Below are 19,851 nucleotides of genomic sequence, written 5' to 3'. Positions count from 1 at the left end.
ATCCTTCGGTTCCGGGCGGTACTTGCACTAAGTTCAACCCTTGGTCTTCGAGTACGGTAGGCCACCACTTGCACATTGTGCAAGTGGTGGCCTCAGGCTGGCTGCACTGCTTCCGTCGTAGGCTGAATCCCGTACGCAACGGACAGGAGGTGCGGTGGCCGAGACGGCGTTGGCCGAGGTCATGACCCAGGTCATGGCCGAGCTGGCTGAGCTCGAGGACCCGAAGACGCGCAAGGTGAACGAGAAACACGGTGACGACCACGGTGTGAACCTCGGCAAGCTGCGCGCACTCGCGAAGCGGCTGAAGACCCAGCAGGACCTCGCGCTCCGGCTCTGGGAGACGGATGACTCCGCGGCCAAACTGCTGGCGATCCTGATCTGCCGCCCGAAGGCCTTCGAGCGGGACGAGCTGGACGTCATGCTCCGCGAGGCGCGCACACCCAAGGTGCACGACTGGCTCGTGAACTACGTGGTGAAGAAGAGCCCGCACGCGGAAGAGCTGCGCCTGGCGTGGTTCGCCGATCCGGATCCGGTGGTCGCCAGTGCCGGCTGGGCGCTGACCACCGAACGCGTGGCGAAGCGGCCCGAGGGCCTCGACCTCGACGGACTGCTCGACATCATCGAGGCGGAGATGAAGGACTCCCCGGACCGCCTGCAGTGGGCGATGAACCACTGTCTGGCTCAGATCGGCATCGAGCATGCCGAACACCGCGCCCGTGCGATCGGCATCGGTGAGCGCCTTGAGGTGCTCAAGGACTACCCGACTCCGCCGGGTTGCACCTCACCGTTCGCACCCGTCTGGATCTCCGAGATGGTGCGCCGGCAGCACAACGGATAACGGTGGAGGGCCGGCCGCGGGTGCGGCCGGCCCTCCGGTCCAACTCCGGTTCAGCCCTCGCCTTCAGGGGTGGCGGCAGCCTTGGGGCAGGTCACCTTGGCGAACTTCGAGGTGACGGTGTACGTGTCGTTGGGTACCCCGGTGAACTCGAAGAAGCCGTCCTTGATCGTCAGGAACGTGCCCACGGTGGCGCCCTGGGAGTTCTTCAGGGTGACCGTCTCGGCCTCGGGGAAGCCCCTGCCGGACACGCCGAAGGTCTGTCCCGGCCCCTTGGTCACGGTGCACTTGATCGCGGCTTCCTCGTCCGTGACGAACTTGGGGCAGACCGCTCTGCCGGACCTCCTGCCCACGGCGGTGTAGGTGTCGTTGGGCAGTCCCGTGACCTCGAAGAAGCCTCCGGTGATCGCCGTGGTGGTCCGCACCGTGGTGCCGCTCGAGTTCTGTACACGAATCCGTTCACCCGGCCTGAATCCGTCGCCCGACACCCCGAAGCGATTATTGGGGCCTTCCGACAACATGCAGGTGACACTGGGTACGGCTCGCGCCGCCCCGTCCGCCGCATCGGCCGCGTCCGCCGTCGACATGCTGACGGCGGTCCACCCGCTGCACGCCACGGCCGTCGCCACCGCGGTCGACAGGATCTTCCTCCTCATGAGCTTCCCCTTCCCTCGGCAGGCCGCGGCGGCGCAGTCGCATCCGCGGCATGCCGGTAGGCGTTCGGAAACCGTGGCGAACGGGGATTCGCCGGGCGGGCCCCGTTGAAGCTCTTTGGCTCGGTCGCTCACACACCCCCGGGCACCCGCACCCGATCACCACTATGACACCGGATGCACCGTGCCGCATGTCAGCAGATACGGGGCAGTTGTTCGCCGAGCGGCAGGTCGACCACCCGGGTACCGCCGAGGGCGGTACGGGCGACCACCATGCCCGGGTGGGCCTCCACCGCCTCGCCGATCACCGCTGCCGCCGCACCCAGGGGGTGGGCGCGCATGGCGTCCAGGACGGCGTCCGCGTGCTCGCGGGGGACGAAGGCGACGAGTTTGCCCTCGTTGGCCACGTACAGCGGGTCCAGACCGAGGATGGCGCAGGCGTTGGCCACGGCCGCAGGGACCGGCACGGTGCGCTCCTGGATCACCACCCCGGTGCCGGAGGCCGCGGCGATCTCGTTGAGGGAGGCGGCCAGGCCGCCCCGGGTCGGGTCACGGAGGACATGGAGGTCCGGGGTGACCGCGAGCATGGATTCGACGAGTCCGCCCAGTGCCGCGCAGTCGCTTTCGATCTCGACCCCGAATTCCAGCCCCTCGCGCACGCTCATGATGGCCACCCCGTGCAGGCCGATCTCCCCGCTGACGATCACCACATCCCCGGGCCGGACCCGCTGCGGCCTCAGATCGACCCCCGCGGGGATGAGCCCGATCCCCGAGGTGGTGATGAAGATGCCGTCCCCGTGGCCGGATTCGACCACCTTGGTGTCCCCGGTGGCCACTTCGACGCCCGCGGTGCGCGCCGCGGCACCCATGGCCTCGGCGACCCGGGCGACCACCTCGACCTCGACGCCCTCCTCCAGGATGAAGGCGCTCGACAGGTAGGCGGCGCGGGCGCCGCTCATGGCCAGATCGTTCACGGTGCCGTTGACCGCGAGATCGCCGATGCTGCCGCCGGGGAAGAAGAGCGGCCGGACGACGAACGAGTCGGTGGAGAAGGCCAGTCGGGCACCGCCCACCGAAACGGCGGCGGAATCGCCGAGCTGGGCGAGCGCCTCGCCGCCGAAGGCCGGTGCGAAGACGTGCTGGACGAGTTCGGCGGAAAGCGTGCCGCCGCCGCCGTGCCCCATGACCACCCTGGGGTGGTCGCGCAGCGGTACCGGGCAGGACCATGCCGTGAGGTCCGGGGTGCGGAGCTGGGTGGACTCAGGCAACGGGGCTCGCCTCCAGGGATTCCAGGGTTGCCGGGGGTGCGGTGGCGGGTTCGAGGCGCCGGTAGAGGTAGTACGCGGCACAGGCGCCCTCGCTGGAGACCATCGTGGCCCCGAGCGGATTGCGGGGGGTGCAGGTGGTGCCGAACGCCTCGCACTCGTTCGGCTTCAGCAGGCCTTGCAGGACCTCGCCGCTGCGGCAGGCGGCGGGCTCGCGGGTCTTGATCCCGGTCACGGCGAAGCGGTGTTCGGCGTCGTACTCCCGGTAGCGGGGCGACAGCCGCCAGCCGCTGGCGGGGATGACCCCGATGCCGCGCCAGGCCCGGTCGGTGACCTCGAAGACGTCCTCCAGCATGGCGAGGGCGGTGGGATTGCCCTCCGGCCGGACTGCGCGCGGATAGGCGTTCTCCACCCGGTGCTCGCCGCGCTCCAGTTGCAGCACGGTCCGCCGTACGCCTTCCAGGATGTCCAGCGGCTCGAATCCCGTGACCACGACGGGGACCCGGTACCGCTCGGCCAGCGCCGGGTATTCGCCGGTGCCCATGACACTGCAGACGTGTCCGGCCGCGAGGAAGGCCTGGACCCGGCAGTCGGGGGACTGCATGATCGCCTCGATCGCCGGGGGGACCCGGACGTGGGACACCAGCAGGCTGAAGTTGCGGATGCCGAGGCGACGGGCCTGATGGACCGTCATGGCATTGGGGGGTGCGGTGGTTTCGAAGCCGATGCCGAAGAACACCACCTCGCGGTCGGGGTTCTCCCGGGCGATCCGCAGGGCGTCGAGCGGGGAGTAGACCACCCGTACGTCACCGCCTTCGCCGCGGACCCGGAACAGGTCCCGCCCGGTGCCGGGGACCCGGAGCATATCGCCGAAGGAGCAGAAGATCACCTCGGGCCGGGAGGCGATCTCCAGGGCCTTGTCGATGAGTTCCAGCGGGGTGACGCACACCGGGCAGCCCGGACCGTGGATCAGTTCCACGGCGTCCGGCAGCAGTTGGTCGATGCCGTGCCGGATGATCGTGTGCGTCTGTCCTCCGCACACCTCCATCAGGGCCCACGGCCTGGTGACGGTGGCGTGGATGTCGTCCAGCAGGCGCCGGGCCAGTTCGGGGTTCTGGAATTCGTCGATGTACTTCACCGCTTGGCCTCCTGCGCCGCCTCGTTGCTCTCGGACCACTGCGGTCCGCCCGCACCCGTGGCCGCTTCCCACGGGTCGCCGAATTCCTCCTGCAGCAGCCCGAGGGTGGCGAAGAGGTCGAGCGTCTGCTTCGCCGACTGTTCGTCCAGGCGCTGGAGGGCGAACCCCACGTGGACGATGGCGTATTCGCCGACCTGGAGGTCCGGCAGGTACTCCAGGCACACGTCCTTGACCACACCGCCGAAGTCGACGGTGGCCATGCGGGTGCCGTCCCGTTCCTCGATGTCCAGCACTTTTCCCGGTACCGCCAGGCACATGGGGGTCTCCTCGCTAGTCGGCCGTCCGGCATGCGGATCCGGTCGCGGATGCGGCGATCATCAGTTGGCCCAGGGCCAGGCCCCCGTCGTTCGGGGGCACCCGGTGGTGGCGCAGCACCGTGAAACCGTCCCGGCGCAGTACGTCGGTGCACGCCTCGGAGAGCAGCACGTTCGCGAACACCCCGCCGGTCAGGGCCACGGTGTCCGGTCCGTGCCGCTCCCGCGCCAGGACGCAGAGGCGGTGGACGAGGCCGGTGACCGCGGCGTGGAAGCGGGCCGCGACGACCGCCGGCGGCGTACCGGTACGTACGTCCGCCGCGGCGGCGGCCAGGACCGGCGCGGGGTCCGCGGTCAGCGGGTCCCGGGAGTCCGGATCGGCGGCGGAGACCGCGAAGGCATAGCCGGCGCCGGGCGCGTTCGCCGCCGCGGCGGGGGCGGACAGCGCTGCGGCCTCCAGCTCGATGGCCGCCTGCGCCTCGTACCGCGACCGGTGGCACACCCCGGCGAGGGAGGACACGGCATCGAACAGCCGGCCCATGCTGGAGGTGGGCACGCAGTTCAGCCCGGTGTCCAACTGCCGTGCGAGTACGCGTCGTTCCTCCGGCGGGCAGGCCGCCACGCAGGGCAGGCCGTCGGGCCATCCGAGGCCGGCCGCGCGCAGGTGCGCCAGCGCCATGCGGTAGGGGCGGTGCACGGCGGCGTCGCCGCCGGGCAGGGGGACATAGGCGAGGTGGGCGAAGCGCAGGTACCCGGCGTAGTCCGCGAGCAGGATCTCTCCGCCCCAGACCGCCCCGTCGTCGCCGTATCCGGTGCCGTCGAAGGCGATGCCGATCACCGGCCGGCTGCCGTCCGCCCCGTGTTCGGCCATCGCAGCGGCGACATGGGCGTGATGGTGCTGGACCCGCTCGACCGGCCGGCCGGCCGCGTGCCGTTCGGCCCACTGCCCGGAGCGGTACCCGGGATGCCGGTCGGCGGCCAGGACCTCCGGAGCCACCCCTGTGATGGTCTCCAGGTGCCGCTCGGCGCGCTCGAAGGCGTACTGCGTGGCGAGGTCGTCCATGTCTCCGATGTGCGCCGACAGCCAGGCGCGGCGCCCTTCGGCGAGGCAGAACGTGTTCTTCAGGTCCCCGCCCACGGCGAGGGCCGGGCGGCGGACCGGCAGCGGCAGGGTGATCGGCAGGGGGGCGTAGCCGCGGGCACGGCGTACGGTCATCGGTTCCCCGCCGCACACCCGCACCACGGAGTCGTCGCAGGGCACATGGATCGGGCGGTCGTGGGTGAGCCAGGCGTCGGCCAGGTGGGCCAGCCGTTCCAGCGCCTCGCCATCGTCGGTGACGATGGGTTCGCCGGCGGTGTTTCCGCTGGTCATGACGAGCAGGCGGGGTCCCGGTGGGTCGCCTGGGAGGCCGAGGAGCAGATGGTGCAGGGGCGTGTACGGGAGCATCACGCCCAGGTCGGGGCTGCCCGGTGCGACGGCCTCCGTGGGGAGGGGGCCCTGCTGTTCCTGCGGGGTGGCGGCGCGGCGGCGGAGCAGGACGACGGGCCGCGCTCCCCCGGTGAGCAGGGCGCGTTCCTCCGGGCCGAGGTGCACAAGGTGTTCGATGTCGGAGACCGAGCGGGCCATCAGTGCGAACGGTTTGTCGCCACGGGCCTTGCGGCGGCGCAGCAGGGCGACGGCTTCGGTGTGGGTGGCATCGCAGGCCAGGTGGTAGCCGCCCAGGCCCTTGACGGCGAGGATCGCGCCGGCGGAGAGAAGCCTCCGGGCTTCGGCGACCGGGTCCACGCCGACGGCTTCGACGGGCGGCCCACCCGACTGCCCGCCCGACGGCCCGCCCGACCGCCCGCCCGGCTCCGGGCGCAGCAGCCGGAGGCGGGGGCCGCAGGCGTGACAGGCGACGGGCTGTGCGTGGAAGCGCCGGTCGGCCGGATCGGCGTACTCCCGGGCGCAGTCGGGGCACATCGGGAAGCCGGCCATGGTGGTCCGGGAGCGGTCGTACGGCAGGCCGGTGGTGATGGTGAAGCGCGGGCCGCAGTGGGTGCAGGTGATGAAGGGGTGGCGGTGGCGCCGGTCCGCCGGGTCGGCCAGTTCGGCGAGGCAGGCGGCGCAGGTGGCCGTGTCCGGGGAGACCAGGGTACGGGCGGGCCCCTCCGTACGGGAGGCGGTGATGGCGAAGCCGCTTGAGCCGGCGGCGGGGACCTCCCGGTGGTCGACGGACTCCACGACGGCCAGGGGCGGTGCCTCGGTGGCGATCCGGTCGCAGAACAGCGCCACTGCGGACGCTTCGCCCTCGACCTCGACGAGGACGCCGTCACCGGTGTTGGTCACGTGCCCGGACAGGTCCATGGCGGTGGCGAGGGTGTACAGGAACGGCCGGAAGCCGACGCCCTGGACGACGCCCCGTACGGTGATCCGGCGGCGGCGTCGGTGCGTATCGGGTGCGAGGGTGCCGGGAGGGCGAGTGGTCACGCGCGGGGCCCGTGGCCGGGTGCCGCGACCTGCTCCAGGGTGTGGTGGTCGTGGTCGTGGGCGTGGTGGTCGGCGTGATCGTGTTCGTGATCGTGATCGTGGGTGTGGGTGTGGGTGTGGTGGTCGTGGTGATGGCGGGCCATGACCGGTTGGTGCACCGGGCCGCCGGCTGCGACCGCCGTCGCACGGTCGAGGAGCACACCTGTGCCCTCACCCCGGCGCGCGGAGGTCAGCACCACCTCCACCCCGGGGTTGACCTGTTCGACATGCGCCCGGAACGCCGCCTCGTCGAACCCGACGGCCTCGGCGATATCGGTCTTGGTGACCAGCACCAGCTGGGCGAGACCGAAGGCCGTCGGGTACTTCAGGGGCTTGTCCTCCCCCTCGGTGACCGAGGCGAGCACGACCCGCAGGGTTTCACCGAGGTCGTAGGAGGCGGGGCAGACGAGGTTTCCGACGTTTTCCACGAACAGCAGCCGGGTGTCCGCCGGGAGCCATCCTTCCAGGTGGCGGCCCAGCATCCCGGCCTCCAGGTGGCACAGTCCGTCGGTGAGGACCTGCTTGACCGGAACGCCGGAGCGGGCGAGCCGGGTGGCGTCGTTCTCCGTGGCGAGGTCGGCGGTGAGGGCGGCGACCGGCACACCCCGCTCCCGCGCGAGGAGCAGTTCGCTCTCCAGCAGGGCCGTCTTCCCGCTGCCGGGGCTGGAGAGCAGATTGACCACCGTGGTGCCCCGGGCCGCCAGTCCGGCGCGCAGCGCGTGCGCGGTGGCGTCGTTCTTGGCGAGGACCGCCTGCTGGAGGTCGACGACTCGGCACATGGTTCAGTGCTCCTCGGAGATCGGTTCTCGGGTGCGGTCGGGGGCCGGGCCGTCCTCCCAGCGCACGCTGACGATCTGCAGCTCACGGCCCGCGAGGAGTTCGGCGGTCGCCGCCCCGCATTCCGGGCAGCAGAGCGCGGGCGGCATGCCGACCGCCCACTCGTGCGTGCAGGCGCCGCAGCGGGCCCGGCCCGGTACGGCTTCGGTGACCAGTTCGGCGCCCTCCAGGAGGGTGCCGGCGCAGGCGAGTTCGAAGGAGAACGCCAGGGCGTCGGGGACGACTCCGGCGAGTTCGCCCACCCTGAGCCGGACGGAGGTGACGGCGGTGACCCCGCCGGCCCGGGCGGCTGCCTCCTCGACCTGGCCGACGACGGCCATGGCCATGGACATCTCGTGCATCGGTCTCCGTCCTGGCGGAGGCCGATCGACGCGCGGCCCGTCCGCCGGGCACCATTACACGGCGGGCCGGCGGAGCGGAGTCCGTGGCTCGCCGGTACCGGCGGCGCGGATACGCCATTCGGTGCAGCGGCGAGCCCGGAGGGCGTCACATGCTGCGCATCCGGAGGTAGCGCCGGAGGTCGGGCAGGACCTGCTTCATCATCGCGACGAGGGCGACGAGGGCGACGGCCACGCCGACACCTTCGAGGGCGGACTTCTTCATGATGTTCTCCTCACTTCCCGGCCGGACCGGTGGCCGTTCCGGGTACGGACGCGGGGACCAGCAGATCGAGGACCCACCGCACCGCCTCGGGCACGGCCGCGGCGACCTCGGGGCTGAGTCCCACCCCCTCCTCCACGGAGGCGGGCTCGCAGCCCACCACGAGCGTGCGCCGCGGCGGGGTCGATCCGGTGCCGGCGCACAGGGTGTCCAGCAGGGCCAGTACGGCATCGGGTGACATGTGGTGGCCGTCGAGCACGGCAGCCGGGGGTTCGGTGCCGCCGGGTTGGCCGGCTTCGATCAGGTACAGGGTTCCGGGGTCGCCGCCGCGGGCGGTGGCGTCGATCAGGATGAGCGTGTCGTAGCCGTCGAGCAGCTGGTATGCCAGGTGTACGCCGCGTACGCCGATGTCCACGGCCTCGACGCCGGGCGGCAGTTCGTGCGCGGCGAGGGCGCGTACCGCTTCCACGCCGAAGCCGTCGTCGCCGAGGAAGATGTTGCCGACACCGGCGACCAGGGTCCGGGTCGTGGTGGTGGTCGTGGTGGTCGCGGTGGTCACGTGTCCTCCAGGGGGGCGAGTTCGTCCGGCCGGAAGTACAGGAACCGTCCCTGTTCGCGGCGGATGTCGGCGCCGGGGTCCCCCTCGACGGTCACCGCGAGGTGTGTTCCGCCGTCCACGTCGTGGAGTACGGCTTCCACCCGGGCGTTGCGGCCGTGCAGGAACAGGTCCTGGGCGTCGGTGCGGCGCAGCCCGGGGCGCAGTTGCACCCGGCTGCCCGCGGTGACGTGGCGGCCGTCGACCAGGACGTGGTCGGTGGCGGGGTCGAAGCCGGCATCGGCGGCGGGGTCCCACCAGGGGGTGTCGGGCGTGCCGGGGCTGTCGGCGAAATGGGCGGGGGCCGGCGGTCTGCCGGGTTCGGTGATCTCCCGGAGGGCCCGGACCGCTCCGTGCAGCCGTTCCAGTACCTCGGGGGGCATCGAGTCGGCGAGGTCGATCACGGCGGCGGCCTTGGCGTCGGTCCCGCGGGCCTCGCGCTTCTCCCGGTCCGTGAGGGCGGCGGTGCGCAGGGCGAGGATCTCGTCGATCTCGGTGGCGTCGTAGAGCGCTCCCGGGCTTTCCGGGGCGATGGCCGGGTGGTCCTCCAGGATGATCGGCGAGGACAGCATCAGGTCGGCGCGGCCGGGGTCGCCCGCCAGTACGGGCCAGGTGTTGCTGTTCCGGCAGGAGGCGACCGCCGCCTTGGCCCACTCCGGCGGGTCCGTCATGGAGAGGAAGGAGCCGGCGCCGAGGCACAGCAGGAGGTGGGTGGAGACCAGGGAGTGCGGCAGGGCGGCGTCCCGGTCGGCGTAGCCGTTGCCGGTGCCGGTGTTCTCGACCACGGCCGTCAGCTTCAGCACCCGGTAGGGGCCGTCGAGTTCGGTCGCGGACAGCCGCAGGACCCCGGTCACCTCCTCACCCCGGCGGACCAGTCGGCCCACCAGCCGGCCGTCGGGGTCGTGGACGGGCTCGTACTCCTCCGTCGCCGGGCGGCTGAAGGGGACGGCGATCCCGTCGCCGGCCAGTTCGGCGACGGTGGTGAGGACCTCGACGCGCTGCTCGTCCCCCTCGTCCCAGGGGACCAGGACCCGGTCGGGGAGGTGGAGTTCGGGCACGGTCTCGAAGGTGCCGTCCGGCCGGGCCTGTTCGACGGTACGCCGCCGGGCGTGCAGGAAGCGCACCTCGGCCGCCAGGGTGGCGTCCGCCCGGGGTTCCATCAGGACCTCGGTGCGCTGGAAGGCGTGCTCCGCACCATCGGTGCCCCAGGCGGGGGGCACCAGGACGCCGAACTGCCAGCGCAGCCGGTTCTTGGCCGCGGACGCCCGGTACGGGTACAGCACATAGCCCTCGAAGAGGACGGCGTCGGCGACCTGCCGGGCGGTGGCGAGCCGGGACTCCGTCTCGGGTCCGAACACGGCGGTGGTCATGTCGCGGTCCTCTCGGTGACCCGCGGCAGTAGTGCCGTCGCGGCGCCGTCCTCCAGCAGCGCGCGCAGCGTCGCCTCCCAGGACGGCAGGGCGTGCCGGGAGCGGTAGGCGAGCAGCGCGTCCATGGTGTCGCGGGGCAGCCGGATCCAGCCGCAGCCGGGGAAGTGCTGTTCGATCATCTCCCGCCACACCGCGACGGGCATCCGGCAGGTCGCCTCCCGGTCCCAGGGCACGGGCTGGACGCGGAAGCCTCCGGGTCCGGTGAACGCCGTGCCGGAGAAGAGCATCAGCAGGGGCACTTCGCCGCCTGAGAGGGCCTCGAAGTAGCGGGTGGCGGCGATGTCCATGTCGTAGGTGCAGGGCACCACGAGGTCGGCCTCGGTTTCGCCGGTGAAGCCGGGGACCATCAGGGGGACCTGGGCGAACTGCACGGGCTGGAGGGTGGTGCCCCAGCGTGAGCGTTCACCGAAGAGGTCGGCCAGTCCGGCCGCCTCCCGGTCCTCGTAGCTCCGCCGGGCCGGTTCGATCCGGATCTGGCAGCGCAGCGCCAGGGCGTGGACCGGCTCCTGCGGTGGTGCCGTGATGCGCAGCCGGAAGACCAGGGTGGGCCCGGCCGCGTAGGGGTCGGCGCGTACGCCGGTGCAGCTGAAGGCGAGTTCGGTCATGACGGTTCCGCCTCCCCTGCCGCCCTGGCCCGTTGCCGGACCTGTTCGAAGAATTCCGTCAGCGCGGCCCGGGCCTCCGCTCCGCCGTCGAATCCCTGCCACAGCAGGCGCATCCGGCCCACCAGTTCGTAGCAGATGTCGACCGGGACGAGGTGGCATTCGGTGCGGCCGTGTTCGCGGTGCAGCAGCAGGGCCTCCACGTCGGGTTCGAGCAGCCGGGTCAGGCGGCTGCCGCCGAGTACGGACTGCCAGGTCGACGGGTCGAGTTCGCTCTCGGTGGCGCCGGCCGGGCTGGGGTAGAGGGCGACCAGCCGGTCGAGGGCGGCGTTGCGGAAGAAGAAGGCGACGCCGACCGGAATCTGCAGGCGTTCCCAGGCGGTGTCGTCGAGGGTGTGGTCCGGGTCGGTCAGATAGCGGTCCGGGACGGTGCGGAACCGGCCGCCCGCGGCGCCGGGCCGGGTGAACAGCAGGGCGCAGGGGGTGCATGCGCAGGTCAGGGCGCGCTGCTCGGTGTCCACCAGGTGCCGGTGGTCGTGTTCGGCGACCGGTCTGCCGCACAGTTCGCACCGCTGCTGCTCCGGCGGTCGCGGTGCGGTGAACCGGCGCAGGCCCGTGGCACCGGGGGCGGCGGCGGCAGCCGGGCGCTGCCGCGCCGCCTGGTGCGTACTCACGAAGCCGTCGCCGGCGGACGGGTGCCGATCTGGAGCAGGGCCGGCTGCCGGGAGGAGGCAGTGGGCTGTTCCAGCTCCACCCGGTTCACCTCCGGGGCGAAGCCCGCCACGGCGGTTTCGACGGCCTGCCGGACGGCTTCGCCGGTGCTCGGGCATCCGCAGCCCGAGCCCGCACCCGACGGCTCGGCGGAGCGGAGCCGCAGGGTGCCGGTCGTGGTGTCGAACTCCACCACCTCCACGGGGTGTGGGACGCCGTCCAGGGCGCGGGCGATCCGGGTGGCGGTGTCCTCGGGGTGGAGGTCGTGCAGGACCAGCAGGCCGGAGACGAGTTCGTCCTCGAGCAGCCGGGGCAGCGGCGACTGCGGGGTCTGCGGGGCCTGGTCTTCCAGCAGTTCGACGATCCGGGCCAGCCCGGCTCCGTAGAAGTCCATCAGCACCCGGACGAGTTCCTCGGCCGAGGCTGCTGCCCGGTGGTCTCCGGCCGCGGCCAGGCGGTCGAGGATCTCCTCGACGCGCCGTCCGGCCTGCTCCGCGTTCGGGGCCTGCCGGGCCGTGGGGCGCGGCGCGGTCGGGGCGCTCATCCGCCCAGGCCGCTCAGTCCGGTCGGCACGTGCATCTTCTGCACGGTCTTGCCGCCGCCCACGTACATGTGGACCCCGCAGGGCAGGCAGGGATCGAAGCTGCGCACGGCGCGCATGATGTCGATGCCCTTGAAGTTCTCCGGCGGGTTCTCCTCGAAGATGGGGGTGTTCTGGACGGCGTCCTCGTACGGGCCGGGGGTGCCGAAGGTGTCGCGGGTGCTGGCGTTCCACGGAGTCGGCGGGTAGGGGTGGTAGTTGGCGATCTTGCCGTCCCGGATGACCATGTGGTGGGAGAGCACACCGCGTACGGCCTCGGTGAAGCCGACGCCGATGGACTCGTCCGGCACCTCGAACTTCTCCCAGGTCTGGGTGCGTCCGGCGCGGACCTCCTCCAGGCCCTTCTCGGCGCAGTGCAGGGCGACGGCGGCGGCGTACGCCTGGAAGTAGGTGCGCGCGCGGTTGCGTTCCAGCGCGTTGCTCCACTGCGGGATCTTCCACTCGAAGCGGGTCTCGGGCTTGGTCATGGTGCGCGGCAGGGTGATGACCACGCTGTGGCCGGTGGCCTTGACGTACCCGATGTCGACCAGCCCGGACAGGGCGGTGGACCACAGCCGGGCGATGGGGCCGCCGCCGGTGTCCAGTGCCAGGTGGTCCTTGCCGTCGAACCAGCGGGGGGACATCACCCAGCTGTACTTGTCGTCGAAGTTCCGCTTCTGCGGCGCCGGGATGGTGTGCTGGTTCCAGGGGTGGCGCGGGTCGACGGGGTTGCCGAGCGGATCGCGGGTGACGAACTGCTCCTGGCCCTCCCAGTCCTCGTAGTAGGAGCTGCCGAGCAGGATCCTGATGCCGAGGTTGATCTGGGTGAGGTCGTTGGTGACCAGTTTTCCGTCCACGATGACGCCCGGGGTGACGAACATCTTCCGTCCCCAGTCGGTCATGTTGGCGTAGGTGAAGTCGCAGTACTCGGGGTCGTTGAGCGCTCCCCAGCAGCCGAGCAGCACGCGCCGGCGGCCGACCTCCTCGTAGCCGGGGAGGGCCTCGTAGAAGAAGTCGAAGAGGTCGTCGTGGAGCGGGACGACCCGCTTCATGAACTCCACGTACCGCATCAGGCGGCTCATGTAGTCCGTGAACAATTGGACGGAGGCGATGGTGCCGACGCCACCGGGGTAGAGCGTGGAGGGGTGCACATGGCGGCCCTCCATCAGGCAGAACATCTCCCGGGTGTAGCGGCTGACCTGGAGGGCTTCGCGGTAGAACTCGCCCTCGATGGGGTTGAGGGAGCGCATGATGTCGGCGATGGTGCGGTAGCCGTGTTCGCCGGCGTGCGGGGCCTCGGTGCGTTCGGCGAGTTCCAGGACTCCGGGGTTGGTCTCGCGGACCATCTTCTCGCAGTAGTCGACCCCGACCAGGTTCTCCTGGAAGATGTTGTGGTCGAACATGTACTCCGCGGACTCTCCGAGGTTGATGATCCACTCGGCGAGGTGCGGGGGCTTCACCCCGTAGGCCATGTTCTGCGCGTACACGGAGCAGGTGGCGTGGTTGTCGCCGCAGATCCCGCAGATGCGGCTGGTGATGAAGTGCGCGTCGCGGGGGTCCTTGCCGCGCATGAAGACGCTGTAGCCGCGGAAGACGGAGGAGGTGCTGTAGCACTCCGCCACGCGCTTCTGCTTGAAGTCGATCTTTGTGTGGATGCCGAGACTGCCCACGATCCGGGTGATCGGATCCCAGGCCATCTCCACCAGACCACTGCCGTCGCCGGGCTTTGTCTTCGGTGCCATCGTGTGTGCTGCGCCCTTCTTCAGGTCATCTTTGCTGGGGCTCGGGTCACGCGGGAGGGAGGCCGGCCGGGTCACCAGGGCGGCCGGTAGCCGGTGGTCAGCCGTTCTCCGGTGCGGCGCCACTTCGGTTCCTTGTCCACGGTCCGGATGGTGATCTCGCGGAGCCTGCGGACCACGGCTCCGTACGCGCCGCTGGCTTTGCTGGAGACCTTGGCGCCGGCGGGTTCGTCCATGAACGGCATGAACTTGTCGGGGAAGCCGGGCATCGTGCAGGCGATGCAGATGCCGCCGACGTTGGGGCAGCCGCCGATCCCGTTCATCCAGCCGCGCTTGGGTACGTTGCACTTGACGACGGGGCCCCAGCAGCCGAGCTTGACCAGGCATTGGGGCGAGTCGTACGCGGTGGCGAACTGGCCCTGCTCGTAGTACCCGGCGCGGTCGCAGCCCTCGTGCACCGTGGCCCCGAACAGCCAGGTCGGACGGAGCTTGTCGTCCAGGGGGATCATCGGGGCGGCTCCGGCGGCCTGGTAGAGCAGGTAGGTCAGCGTCTCGGAGAAGTTGTCGGGCTGGATCGGGCAGCCGGGGACGCACACGATGGGGATGCCGGCCTTGGACTTCCAGTCCCAGCCCAGGTAGTCGGGCACTCCCATGGCGCCGGTGGGGTTGCCGGACATGGCGTGGATTCCGCCGTAGGTGGCGCAGGTGCCGATCGCGACCACGGCGAGCGCCTTGGGGGCCAGCCGGTCGATCCACTCGCTGGTGGTGATGGGCTGGCCGGTCTCCGGGTCGTCCCCGAACCCGCACCAGTAGCCCTCGGGTTTGATGGACTCGTTGGGGATGGACCCCTCGACCACCAGGACGAAGGGGTCGATTTCCCCGCGCTCGCCCTTGAAGAACCACTCGATGAACGTGTCCGCGCCGCCCACCGGGCCGCACTCGAAGTCGATCAGGGGCCAGTGGACGGCGATCTTCGGCAGGCCGGGCAGTACCCCGAGCACGATCTCCTCGATGCTCGGCTGCATCGCGGCGGTCAGGGCCACCGAGTCGCCGTCGCAGCTCAGCCCCGCATTGATCCAGAGGATGTGGATGGGGGTCTCTTCCTCGGCCGAGGCCGCAGCGGCTCCGGAGGTCTCGGTCGTGCTGGTGGTGGTGGTCGGCGTCGCTGCATTCATCGCGCAGCCTCCTCAGGGAGGAATCCAATGAAAATAGGAGTTATCGTCCTTCGCACTTCTTGATAGCAGGCGGCCGGTCACCCCGCGACAGCACGCCACCGGGCCGCCCGGGCAGCGTCGCACCGATGTGCGGAGGCGTTCCGCCGGCCGGCTCCTTGCGTACGAACGCCCGGCGCAGCGCGTGGTAGGGGGCCTCCGGGTCGAAGAAGGTGCGGTGCATCCGCGCCAGTTCTTCCTCGCGGTATGCGGCCAGCGGCCGGTCCGCCTCCTGCCGCTCCCGCTCCCCCTTCTTGGCGGCGGTCCTCGCCTGGGTGGCGGGTGATGCGGCCAGGTGGGTGGCGAGCCGGCGGACCTCCCCGGCGAACTCCTCCGGCGGGCAGGCCAGCGTCCGGTCCACCAGGCCGAGCCGCTGCCCGGCCGCGGCGCTCACCGGCAGGGCCTCCCGGGTGAGCCGGCCGGCCGCGGCGGGACCGACCCGGCGGGGCAGGGTGTGGGTCCAGTACTCCGAGCCGTACAGGCCCATCAGGCGGTAGTGCGGGTTGAGGACCGCCCCCGACCTGCACCACACCTCGTCGGCGGCCAGGGCCAGCATCACCCCGCCGGCGGCTGCGTTGCCGCCCACGGCGGCGACCACCAGCCGGTCGGTGGTCGTGAGGACGGCCTCGACGAGGTCGTCCATGGCGTTGATGTTGGCCCAGGATTCGGCTCCCGGGTCCTCGGCCGCCTCGATGACGTTGAGATGGATCCCGTTGGAGAAGAAGTCCCGGCTGCCGCCGAGCACCAGGACCGAGGTGGGCCGGGAGCAGGCCGCCCGGTAGGCGTCCAGGAGGCGGCGGCAGTGCGCGGTGCTCATGGCCCCGCCGGGGAAGGAGAAGGAGAGGAAGCCCGCTCCGCCCTCCTCCCGGTACCGGATGTCGGACCAGGTGCGGCCCCGGCGCGCGGAGTCGTCCACGGGTGCCGGGTGTTCGCGCAGCCCGGGCACCCGGCCCAGCCGTTCGGCGCCGAGTGCCAGGACGGCCGGGAGTTTGACGGTGGCGGGACCTCCGGGGGCGCGCCGGGCCCGCATCTCGGGGATCCACACGGCGCCGTCGGCCGTGGCCCGGCAGACCGCCCCGTTCCTGGTGGCCAGCAGCTCCCCCGGGCGGCCGGTGAGTTGGTCCTCGGGGTGCCCGCCGTGCAGGAACCACTGGCCGTCGAGCAGTTCGTCGAGTACCCCGGGCCGGGAGTCGGCGGCGCGCAGCGTGCGCAGGACCGTGTCGGTGCCGTCCGCCTCCCAGTCGATACGGCGGAGCCCCTGGCTGAAGTACGGCCTGGTCCGGGCGGTGACCGCGGCGACCCCGGTGCCCGTGCCGCCGCGCTGTGGGCGGGGGATGTACGTTCCGGAGGCGAACCGTTCCACGGCCGAGAGCACCGCTGCCACGGCGGCGTCGGACACCTCGTTGCGGTACAGGTCGCTCTTGCCCACGGGCGGGACGGGGCAGGCCTCCGAGGCCCATACGTCGCCCGCGTCCATCTCGGCGTTGGCCTGGAGCACGGTGACGCCCCAGCGGGTCGCGCCCTCGTGGACGGCCCAGTCGAGGGAGGAGGGCCCGCGGTCGCCCACCGGGCCGGGATGGACGACGAGGCAGGTGTGGGCGGCCCATACGTCTTCGGGGATGGCCCGCTTCAGCATGGGCGCCAGGACGAGGTCCGGTGCGCAGCGGGCGACGGTCTCACGGAGGGACGCGTCGTCGTGGGCGAGGCACACCGTCAGGCTGTGGCCGTGGTCGCGCAGTTCGGCGTGGACGCGCTGGGTGAGGCTGTTGAAGGCACTTGCGACCAGCAGGATGTGCATGGCAACCCCTCCGTGCCGGCAGGCGGCCCGCTTGTGGCGGTGACCGGACGGGCTCCGGCCGCTTGCGATTCTGCGGCACCCGGCGGCGAATGCGGCGACCCCGGGCGGTCAGGTCACACGAACGCCGAGCAGACGGGCGCCCACCGGCGCTGCGAGCAGCTGCGGCCGGGGCGGCGGACCTAGCATGCGGTCCATGGCCGCTGCTTTGTCCGACAAGATCCGGGGCGCCCGGGTGCAGAGCGCCCTGCAGGTGGCCGAGGACGCCATTCACCTGGTCGTCGCGGCGTTCCTGGTGCTGCTGGCCGCCCTGCTGGCGTTCGGAGTCGTCAGCGATGTCGTGAACGCCATCAGAGGGCCGTACGACGAGCAGGCGATCGTGTTGACGGCGCTGGACAGCAGCCTGGTGCTGTTCATCGTGGCCGAGCTGCTGCACACGGTGCGCCTGACCATCCGCAACCGGACGCTGAACGCGGAACCCTTCCTGGTGGTCGGCATGATCGCGGGCGTCCGGAAGGTGCTCATCGTGACCGCGGAGTCGGAGCAGTCGTTCCAGTGGAAGGTGCAGGGCATCGAGCTGCTCATCCTGACGGGGCTGATCCTGGTGATGGCGCTGGCCCTGTTCATCTGGCGCCGGGCGCTGGCGGAAGACGACCGTCCGGAGGCGGCCCTGCAGGACAGGTGAGGGCGAGGGCGGCGGCGGGGGCGCGGGGCCCAGCGGGTGCGGGGTTGGTCCGGATGGGGGAAGCTGGGCATGGCCGTGACGGACGGGCGAGGAGGGTCCCGTGGACACTTCAGGAGACGGCAGGCCCACACGCACATCCCGGTCGCGCACATCCCGGTCGCGCGCATCCCGGTCGCGCGCATCCCGGTCCGCGTCCGCGCTGCGGACGGCCGCACTGCTCTGCGGCGCCGCGGCGGTCCTGACCGCGGGCGCCGCGCCGGGTGCCGCGCAGACGCCCCGGCCCGCCCCGGCGCCGGTCGTGGTCGTCGACTGCTTCTCCAAACCCCAGGTACGCCCCGAGCAGTACCTGCTGGCCTGCGGAGACGGCAACAACCAGCTCGTCCGGCTGCGCTGGGAGAACTGGGGGCCACGGACCGCGACGGCCACCGGCACCGACCTGGTGAACGACTGCCGCCCCTACTGCGCAGCGGGCCGCTTCCACCCCTACCCGGTGACGGTGACCCTGGCCCATCCGAAGCCCTGGCCCGAGCACCCCGACACCCTGCGCTTCACCACGATCCGGCTGCTCTACACCGACACCGCGCCCGCGCCGGTCCCGAAGGACGTCACGTACTCGCTCGACTACTGACCACGGTGACGACCACCTTGCCGAGGGCCCGGCGGTCCGCCAGCCGCCGGATGGCCTCGGGGGTCTCTTCGAGCGGGTACGTCCGGTCGACGACCGGTGTCACCCGCCCGGACTCGATGAGCCCGGTCAGGACCAGCAGGTCCTGGTGGCGCTCCGCCGAGACCAGCACCCGCAGCCGCTGACGCACGACCGCGGACAGCAGCGGGGCGCGGAGCAGCCGGTCGGTGCCGCCCAGCCAAGGACCGCCGTCACCGCCGACGAGGACGAGCGTGCCGGTGGGGGTGAGGGCCCGCCGCAGGCGTGACAGCCGGCGGTTTCCCGCGATGTCGAGGATGAGGTCGTAGCGGCGGGTGCCGTCCGTGATGTCCTCGCGGGTGTAGTCGACCACATGGTCCGCGCCGATCGAGCGGACCAGCGCGGTCTTGCCCGTGCTGCACACGCCGGTGACCTCGGCGCCGAGCGCCCGGGCCAGCTGTACCGCGTACGTGCCCACTCCCCCGGCGGCGCCGATGACCAGGACCTTCGCGCCCGGGCGCACCTGCCCCCGGTCCCGCAGGGCCTGGAGGGCGGTGAGGGCGGACGCCGGGACCGCAGCGGCCTGTTCGAAGGTGAGGCCGGCGGGTTTCGGCGCGAGTTTGCGCTCGGGGGCGCAGGCGTACTCGGCGAAGGTGCCGCGGCCGATCCCGAACACCTCGTCGCCCGGCCGGAACCGGGTGACGTTCCGGCCGACCGCCTCGACCCGTCCCGCGAGGTCCATGCCGGGGGTGCGGTGACGGGGCCTGCGCAGTCCGTAGGCCGGCCGGAGCAGGCGGGGCAGACCCGTCATGAGGTGCCAGACCCCGGCGTCCACCCCGGCTGCGTGCACCCGGACGAGGACCTCGTCGTCGCGGGGTGCGGGCCGGTCCACCTCCGCGAGCCGGAGCACGTCCGCGGAGCCGTACACGTCCTGCACGATCGCCTTCACGGTGACTCCTCCTCGTCGTTCACATGGTCCGGGTACTGGAAGACCTCTTCGAGGGAGACCTTGAAGACCCGGGCGATCTGGAAGGCCATCTCGAGGGAGGGGGAATAGCGGCCCTTCTCGATGGCGATGACGGTCTGCCGGGTCACGCCGATGTGCTCGGCCAGTTGTGCCTGGGTCATCTCGCCGTGGGCGAACCGCAGGGACCGGATGCTGTTGGTGATCCTGGTGGACTTCACCACGGCTGGAAGCCCCGGCGGTATGCGAAGATTCTGGCTGCGGAGCCGAGCACCGCGGACAGGGCAAAGGCCAGGTAGACGGCGTTGGCGATCCAGAAGTGGTCCACCTCGGCCATCGCCATGACCAGTGCCGCGACCGCGCCGATGACCACGAACGCCTGGCCGGCGTGTTCCCCGAACCGGCCGATCTCCCGGTCCCGTTGGTCGGTCTTCTGCCCGCGCTCCCCCGAGGTGAGGTCCAGCACGATGTGGATCAGGATCGAGGCGCCGATCGCAGCGCCGATGGACGACAACATCGGCGATATATAGGGAAGTTGCGTGAAGCCGGCGTCACCGTCCGTCCGGCCGAGGACCGCCGCCAGGTAGCCGAGGTAGGCGGCCATCGTGACCAGGCCCATACTCCAGGCACGTTTCTCTTCGAGGGGCATGAACGCTCCCGCTGCCATGTAAAGAACCTTTGACACCTTGAAAGTAAGCAAGGCTTGACATGGTGTCAAGGTTTCTTGACATGGCGCGAGGAGCAC

At 71.5% G+C, this 19,851-nt stretch carries 23 protein-coding genes; 4 read left to right on the top strand and 19 right to left on the bottom strand.

The features are described from left to right. Positions 1–181 precede the first annotated feature (181 nt). On the top strand, positions 182–838 hold the full coding sequence (locus DEJ50_RS31730) for a DNA alkylation repair protein (RefSeq protein ID WP_223838203.1): 657 nt from the start codon (positions 182–184) through the stop codon (positions 836–838). A 50-nt stretch (positions 839–888) separates the two neighbouring features. Here DEJ50_RS31730 and DEJ50_RS31725 read toward each other — a convergent pair whose 3' ends face one another. Then, positions 889–1,260 (bottom strand): hypothetical protein, encoded by a 372-nt coding sequence (locus DEJ50_RS31725; RefSeq protein ID WP_150211490.1) that lies wholly within the window; start codon positions 1,258–1,260, stop codon positions 889–891. On the opposite strand from DEJ50_RS31725, the gene DEJ50_RS31720 reads away from it, so the two are divergent. Continuing rightward, positions 1,238–1,600, top strand: coding sequence for a hypothetical protein (locus DEJ50_RS31720; RefSeq protein ID WP_150211489.1), 363 nt, complete (start codon positions 1,238–1,240; stop codon positions 1,598–1,600). The genes DEJ50_RS31725 and DEJ50_RS31720 overlap by 23 nt on opposite strands. Before the next feature lie 82 nt (positions 1,601–1,682). On the opposite strand, the gene hypE is transcribed toward DEJ50_RS31720, so the two are convergent. The 15 genes from hypE to DEJ50_RS31650 form a co-directional block, all read right to left on the bottom strand. After that, positions 1,683–2,756 carry a hydrogenase expression/formation protein HypE gene (gene hypE / locus DEJ50_RS31715; RefSeq protein WP_150211488.1) on the bottom strand — a complete coding sequence of 358 codons (1,074 nt, stop codon included), beginning with the start codon at positions 2,754–2,756 and terminating at the stop codon, positions 1,683–1,685. Beyond that, positions 2,749–3,891, bottom strand: coding sequence for a hydrogenase formation protein HypD (hypD, locus tag DEJ50_RS31710; RefSeq protein WP_150211487.1), 1,143 nt, complete (start codon positions 3,889–3,891; stop codon positions 2,749–2,751). Before hypD ends, hypE begins: the two co-directional genes overlap by 8 nt. Continuing rightward, a complete protein-coding gene (locus DEJ50_RS31705; RefSeq protein ID WP_150211486.1) occupies positions 3,888–4,208 on the bottom strand; it encodes a HypC/HybG/HupF family hydrogenase formation chaperone in 321 nt (106 codons plus the stop codon). Before DEJ50_RS31705 ends, hypD begins: the two co-directional genes overlap by 4 nt. Positions 4,209–4,221: 13 nt before the next feature. After that, positions 4,222–6,675 (bottom strand): carbamoyltransferase HypF, encoded by a 2,454-nt coding sequence (gene hypF, locus DEJ50_RS31700; RefSeq protein ID WP_150211485.1) that lies wholly within the window; start codon positions 6,673–6,675, stop codon positions 4,222–4,224. Further along, a complete protein-coding gene (gene hypB, locus DEJ50_RS31695; protein ID WP_150211484.1) occupies positions 6,672–7,493 on the bottom strand; it encodes a hydrogenase nickel incorporation protein HypB in 822 nt (273 codons plus the stop codon). The genes hypF and hypB overlap by 4 nt, the downstream gene beginning before the upstream one ends. A gap of 3 nt (positions 7,494–7,496) precedes the next feature. Then, positions 7,497–7,892: a hydrogenase maturation nickel metallochaperone HypA gene (locus DEJ50_RS31690; protein ID WP_150211483.1), complete on the bottom strand. Its 396-nt coding sequence runs from the start codon at positions 7,890–7,892 to the stop codon at positions 7,497–7,499. A gap of 145 nt (positions 7,893–8,037) precedes the next feature. Then, a complete protein-coding gene (locus tag DEJ50_RS35655; protein ID WP_411757654.1) occupies positions 8,038–8,154 on the bottom strand; it encodes a DUF6893 family small protein in 117 nt (38 codons plus the stop codon). Between the two features lie 10 nt (positions 8,155–8,164). Beyond that, positions 8,165–8,710, bottom strand: a complete 546-nt coding sequence (locus tag DEJ50_RS31685) for a hydrogenase maturation protease (RefSeq protein ID WP_150211482.1) — start codon at positions 8,708–8,710, stop codon at positions 8,165–8,167. Continuing rightward, positions 8,707–10,116, bottom strand: coding sequence for a hypothetical protein (locus DEJ50_RS31680; protein ID WP_150211481.1), 1,410 nt, complete (start codon positions 10,114–10,116; stop codon positions 8,707–8,709). Before DEJ50_RS31680 ends, DEJ50_RS31685 begins: the two co-directional genes overlap by 4 nt. Beyond that, positions 10,113–10,781, bottom strand: coding sequence for a DUF6084 family protein (locus DEJ50_RS31675; RefSeq protein WP_150211480.1), 669 nt, complete (start codon positions 10,779–10,781; stop codon positions 10,113–10,115). Before DEJ50_RS31675 ends, DEJ50_RS31680 begins: the two co-directional genes overlap by 4 nt. Further along, positions 10,778–11,452: a DUF5947 family protein gene (locus tag DEJ50_RS31670; RefSeq protein ID WP_150211479.1), complete on the bottom strand. Its 675-nt coding sequence runs from the start codon at positions 11,450–11,452 to the stop codon at positions 10,778–10,780. Before DEJ50_RS31670 ends, DEJ50_RS31675 begins: the two co-directional genes overlap by 4 nt. Then, positions 11,449–12,033 carry a NifU family protein gene (locus DEJ50_RS31665; RefSeq protein ID WP_150211478.1) on the bottom strand — a complete coding sequence of 195 codons (585 nt, stop codon included), beginning with the start codon at positions 12,031–12,033 and terminating at the stop codon, positions 11,449–11,451. Before DEJ50_RS31665 ends, DEJ50_RS31670 begins: the two co-directional genes overlap by 4 nt. Further along, positions 12,030–13,811, bottom strand: a complete 1,782-nt coding sequence (locus DEJ50_RS31660) for a nickel-dependent hydrogenase large subunit (protein ID WP_150211477.1) — start codon at positions 13,809–13,811, stop codon at positions 12,030–12,032. The genes DEJ50_RS31665 and DEJ50_RS31660 overlap by 4 nt, the downstream gene beginning before the upstream one ends. Before the next feature lie 71 nt (positions 13,812–13,882). Further along, the gene (locus DEJ50_RS31655; RefSeq protein WP_150211476.1) at positions 13,883–14,983 is read right to left on the bottom strand and encodes a hydrogenase expression protein HypE; all 1,101 of its coding nucleotides are present in this window, start codon (positions 14,981–14,983) and stop codon (positions 13,883–13,885) included. A gap of 40 nt (positions 14,984–15,023) precedes the next feature. Beyond that, positions 15,024–16,817 (bottom strand): hydrogenase maturation protein, encoded by a 1,794-nt coding sequence (locus tag DEJ50_RS31650; RefSeq protein ID WP_150211475.1) that lies wholly within the window; start codon positions 16,815–16,817, stop codon positions 15,024–15,026. 193 nt (positions 16,818–17,010) lie between these two features. On the opposite strand from DEJ50_RS31650, the gene DEJ50_RS31645 reads away from it, so the two are divergent. Both DEJ50_RS31645 and DEJ50_RS31640 read left to right on the top strand, forming a co-directional pair. Beyond that, a complete protein-coding gene (locus DEJ50_RS31645; protein ID WP_223837989.1) occupies positions 17,011–17,499 on the top strand; it encodes a phosphate-starvation-inducible PsiE family protein in 489 nt (162 codons plus the stop codon). Positions 17,500–17,599: 100 nt separating this feature from the next. Next, positions 17,600–18,127 carry a hypothetical protein gene (locus tag DEJ50_RS31640; RefSeq protein ID WP_223837988.1) on the top strand — a complete coding sequence of 176 codons (528 nt, stop codon included), beginning with the start codon at positions 17,600–17,602 and terminating at the stop codon, positions 18,125–18,127. Here DEJ50_RS31640 and DEJ50_RS31635 read toward each other — a convergent pair. The 3 genes from DEJ50_RS31635 to DEJ50_RS31625 are packed head-to-tail and all read right to left on the bottom strand — an operon-like array spanning position 18,105 to position 19,773. Then, the gene (locus DEJ50_RS31635; RefSeq protein WP_150211473.1) at positions 18,105–19,091 is read right to left on the bottom strand and encodes an NAD(P)-dependent alcohol dehydrogenase; all 987 of its coding nucleotides are present in this window, start codon (positions 19,089–19,091) and stop codon (positions 18,105–18,107) included. The genes DEJ50_RS31640 and DEJ50_RS31635 overlap by 23 nt on opposite strands. Further along, positions 19,088–19,330: a helix-turn-helix transcriptional regulator gene (locus DEJ50_RS31630; protein ID WP_150211472.1), complete on the bottom strand. Its 243-nt coding sequence runs from the start codon at positions 19,328–19,330 to the stop codon at positions 19,088–19,090. Before DEJ50_RS31630 ends, DEJ50_RS31635 begins: the two co-directional genes overlap by 4 nt. After that, on the bottom strand, positions 19,324–19,773 hold the full coding sequence (locus tag DEJ50_RS31625; protein ID WP_223837987.1) for a hypothetical protein: 450 nt from the start codon (positions 19,771–19,773) through the stop codon (positions 19,324–19,326). The genes DEJ50_RS31630 and DEJ50_RS31625 overlap by 7 nt, the downstream gene beginning before the upstream one ends. Positions 19,774–19,851: the final 78 nt, after the last annotated feature.

Source organism: Streptomyces venezuelae, from assembly GCF_008642295.1.
GTDB classification, from domain to species: domain Bacteria; phylum Actinomycetota; class Actinomycetes; order Streptomycetales; family Streptomycetaceae; genus Streptomyces; species Streptomyces venezuelae_C.
Note: the sequence above shows the minus strand (reverse complement) of the source record. Positions and strands in the feature narration are given on the sequence as shown.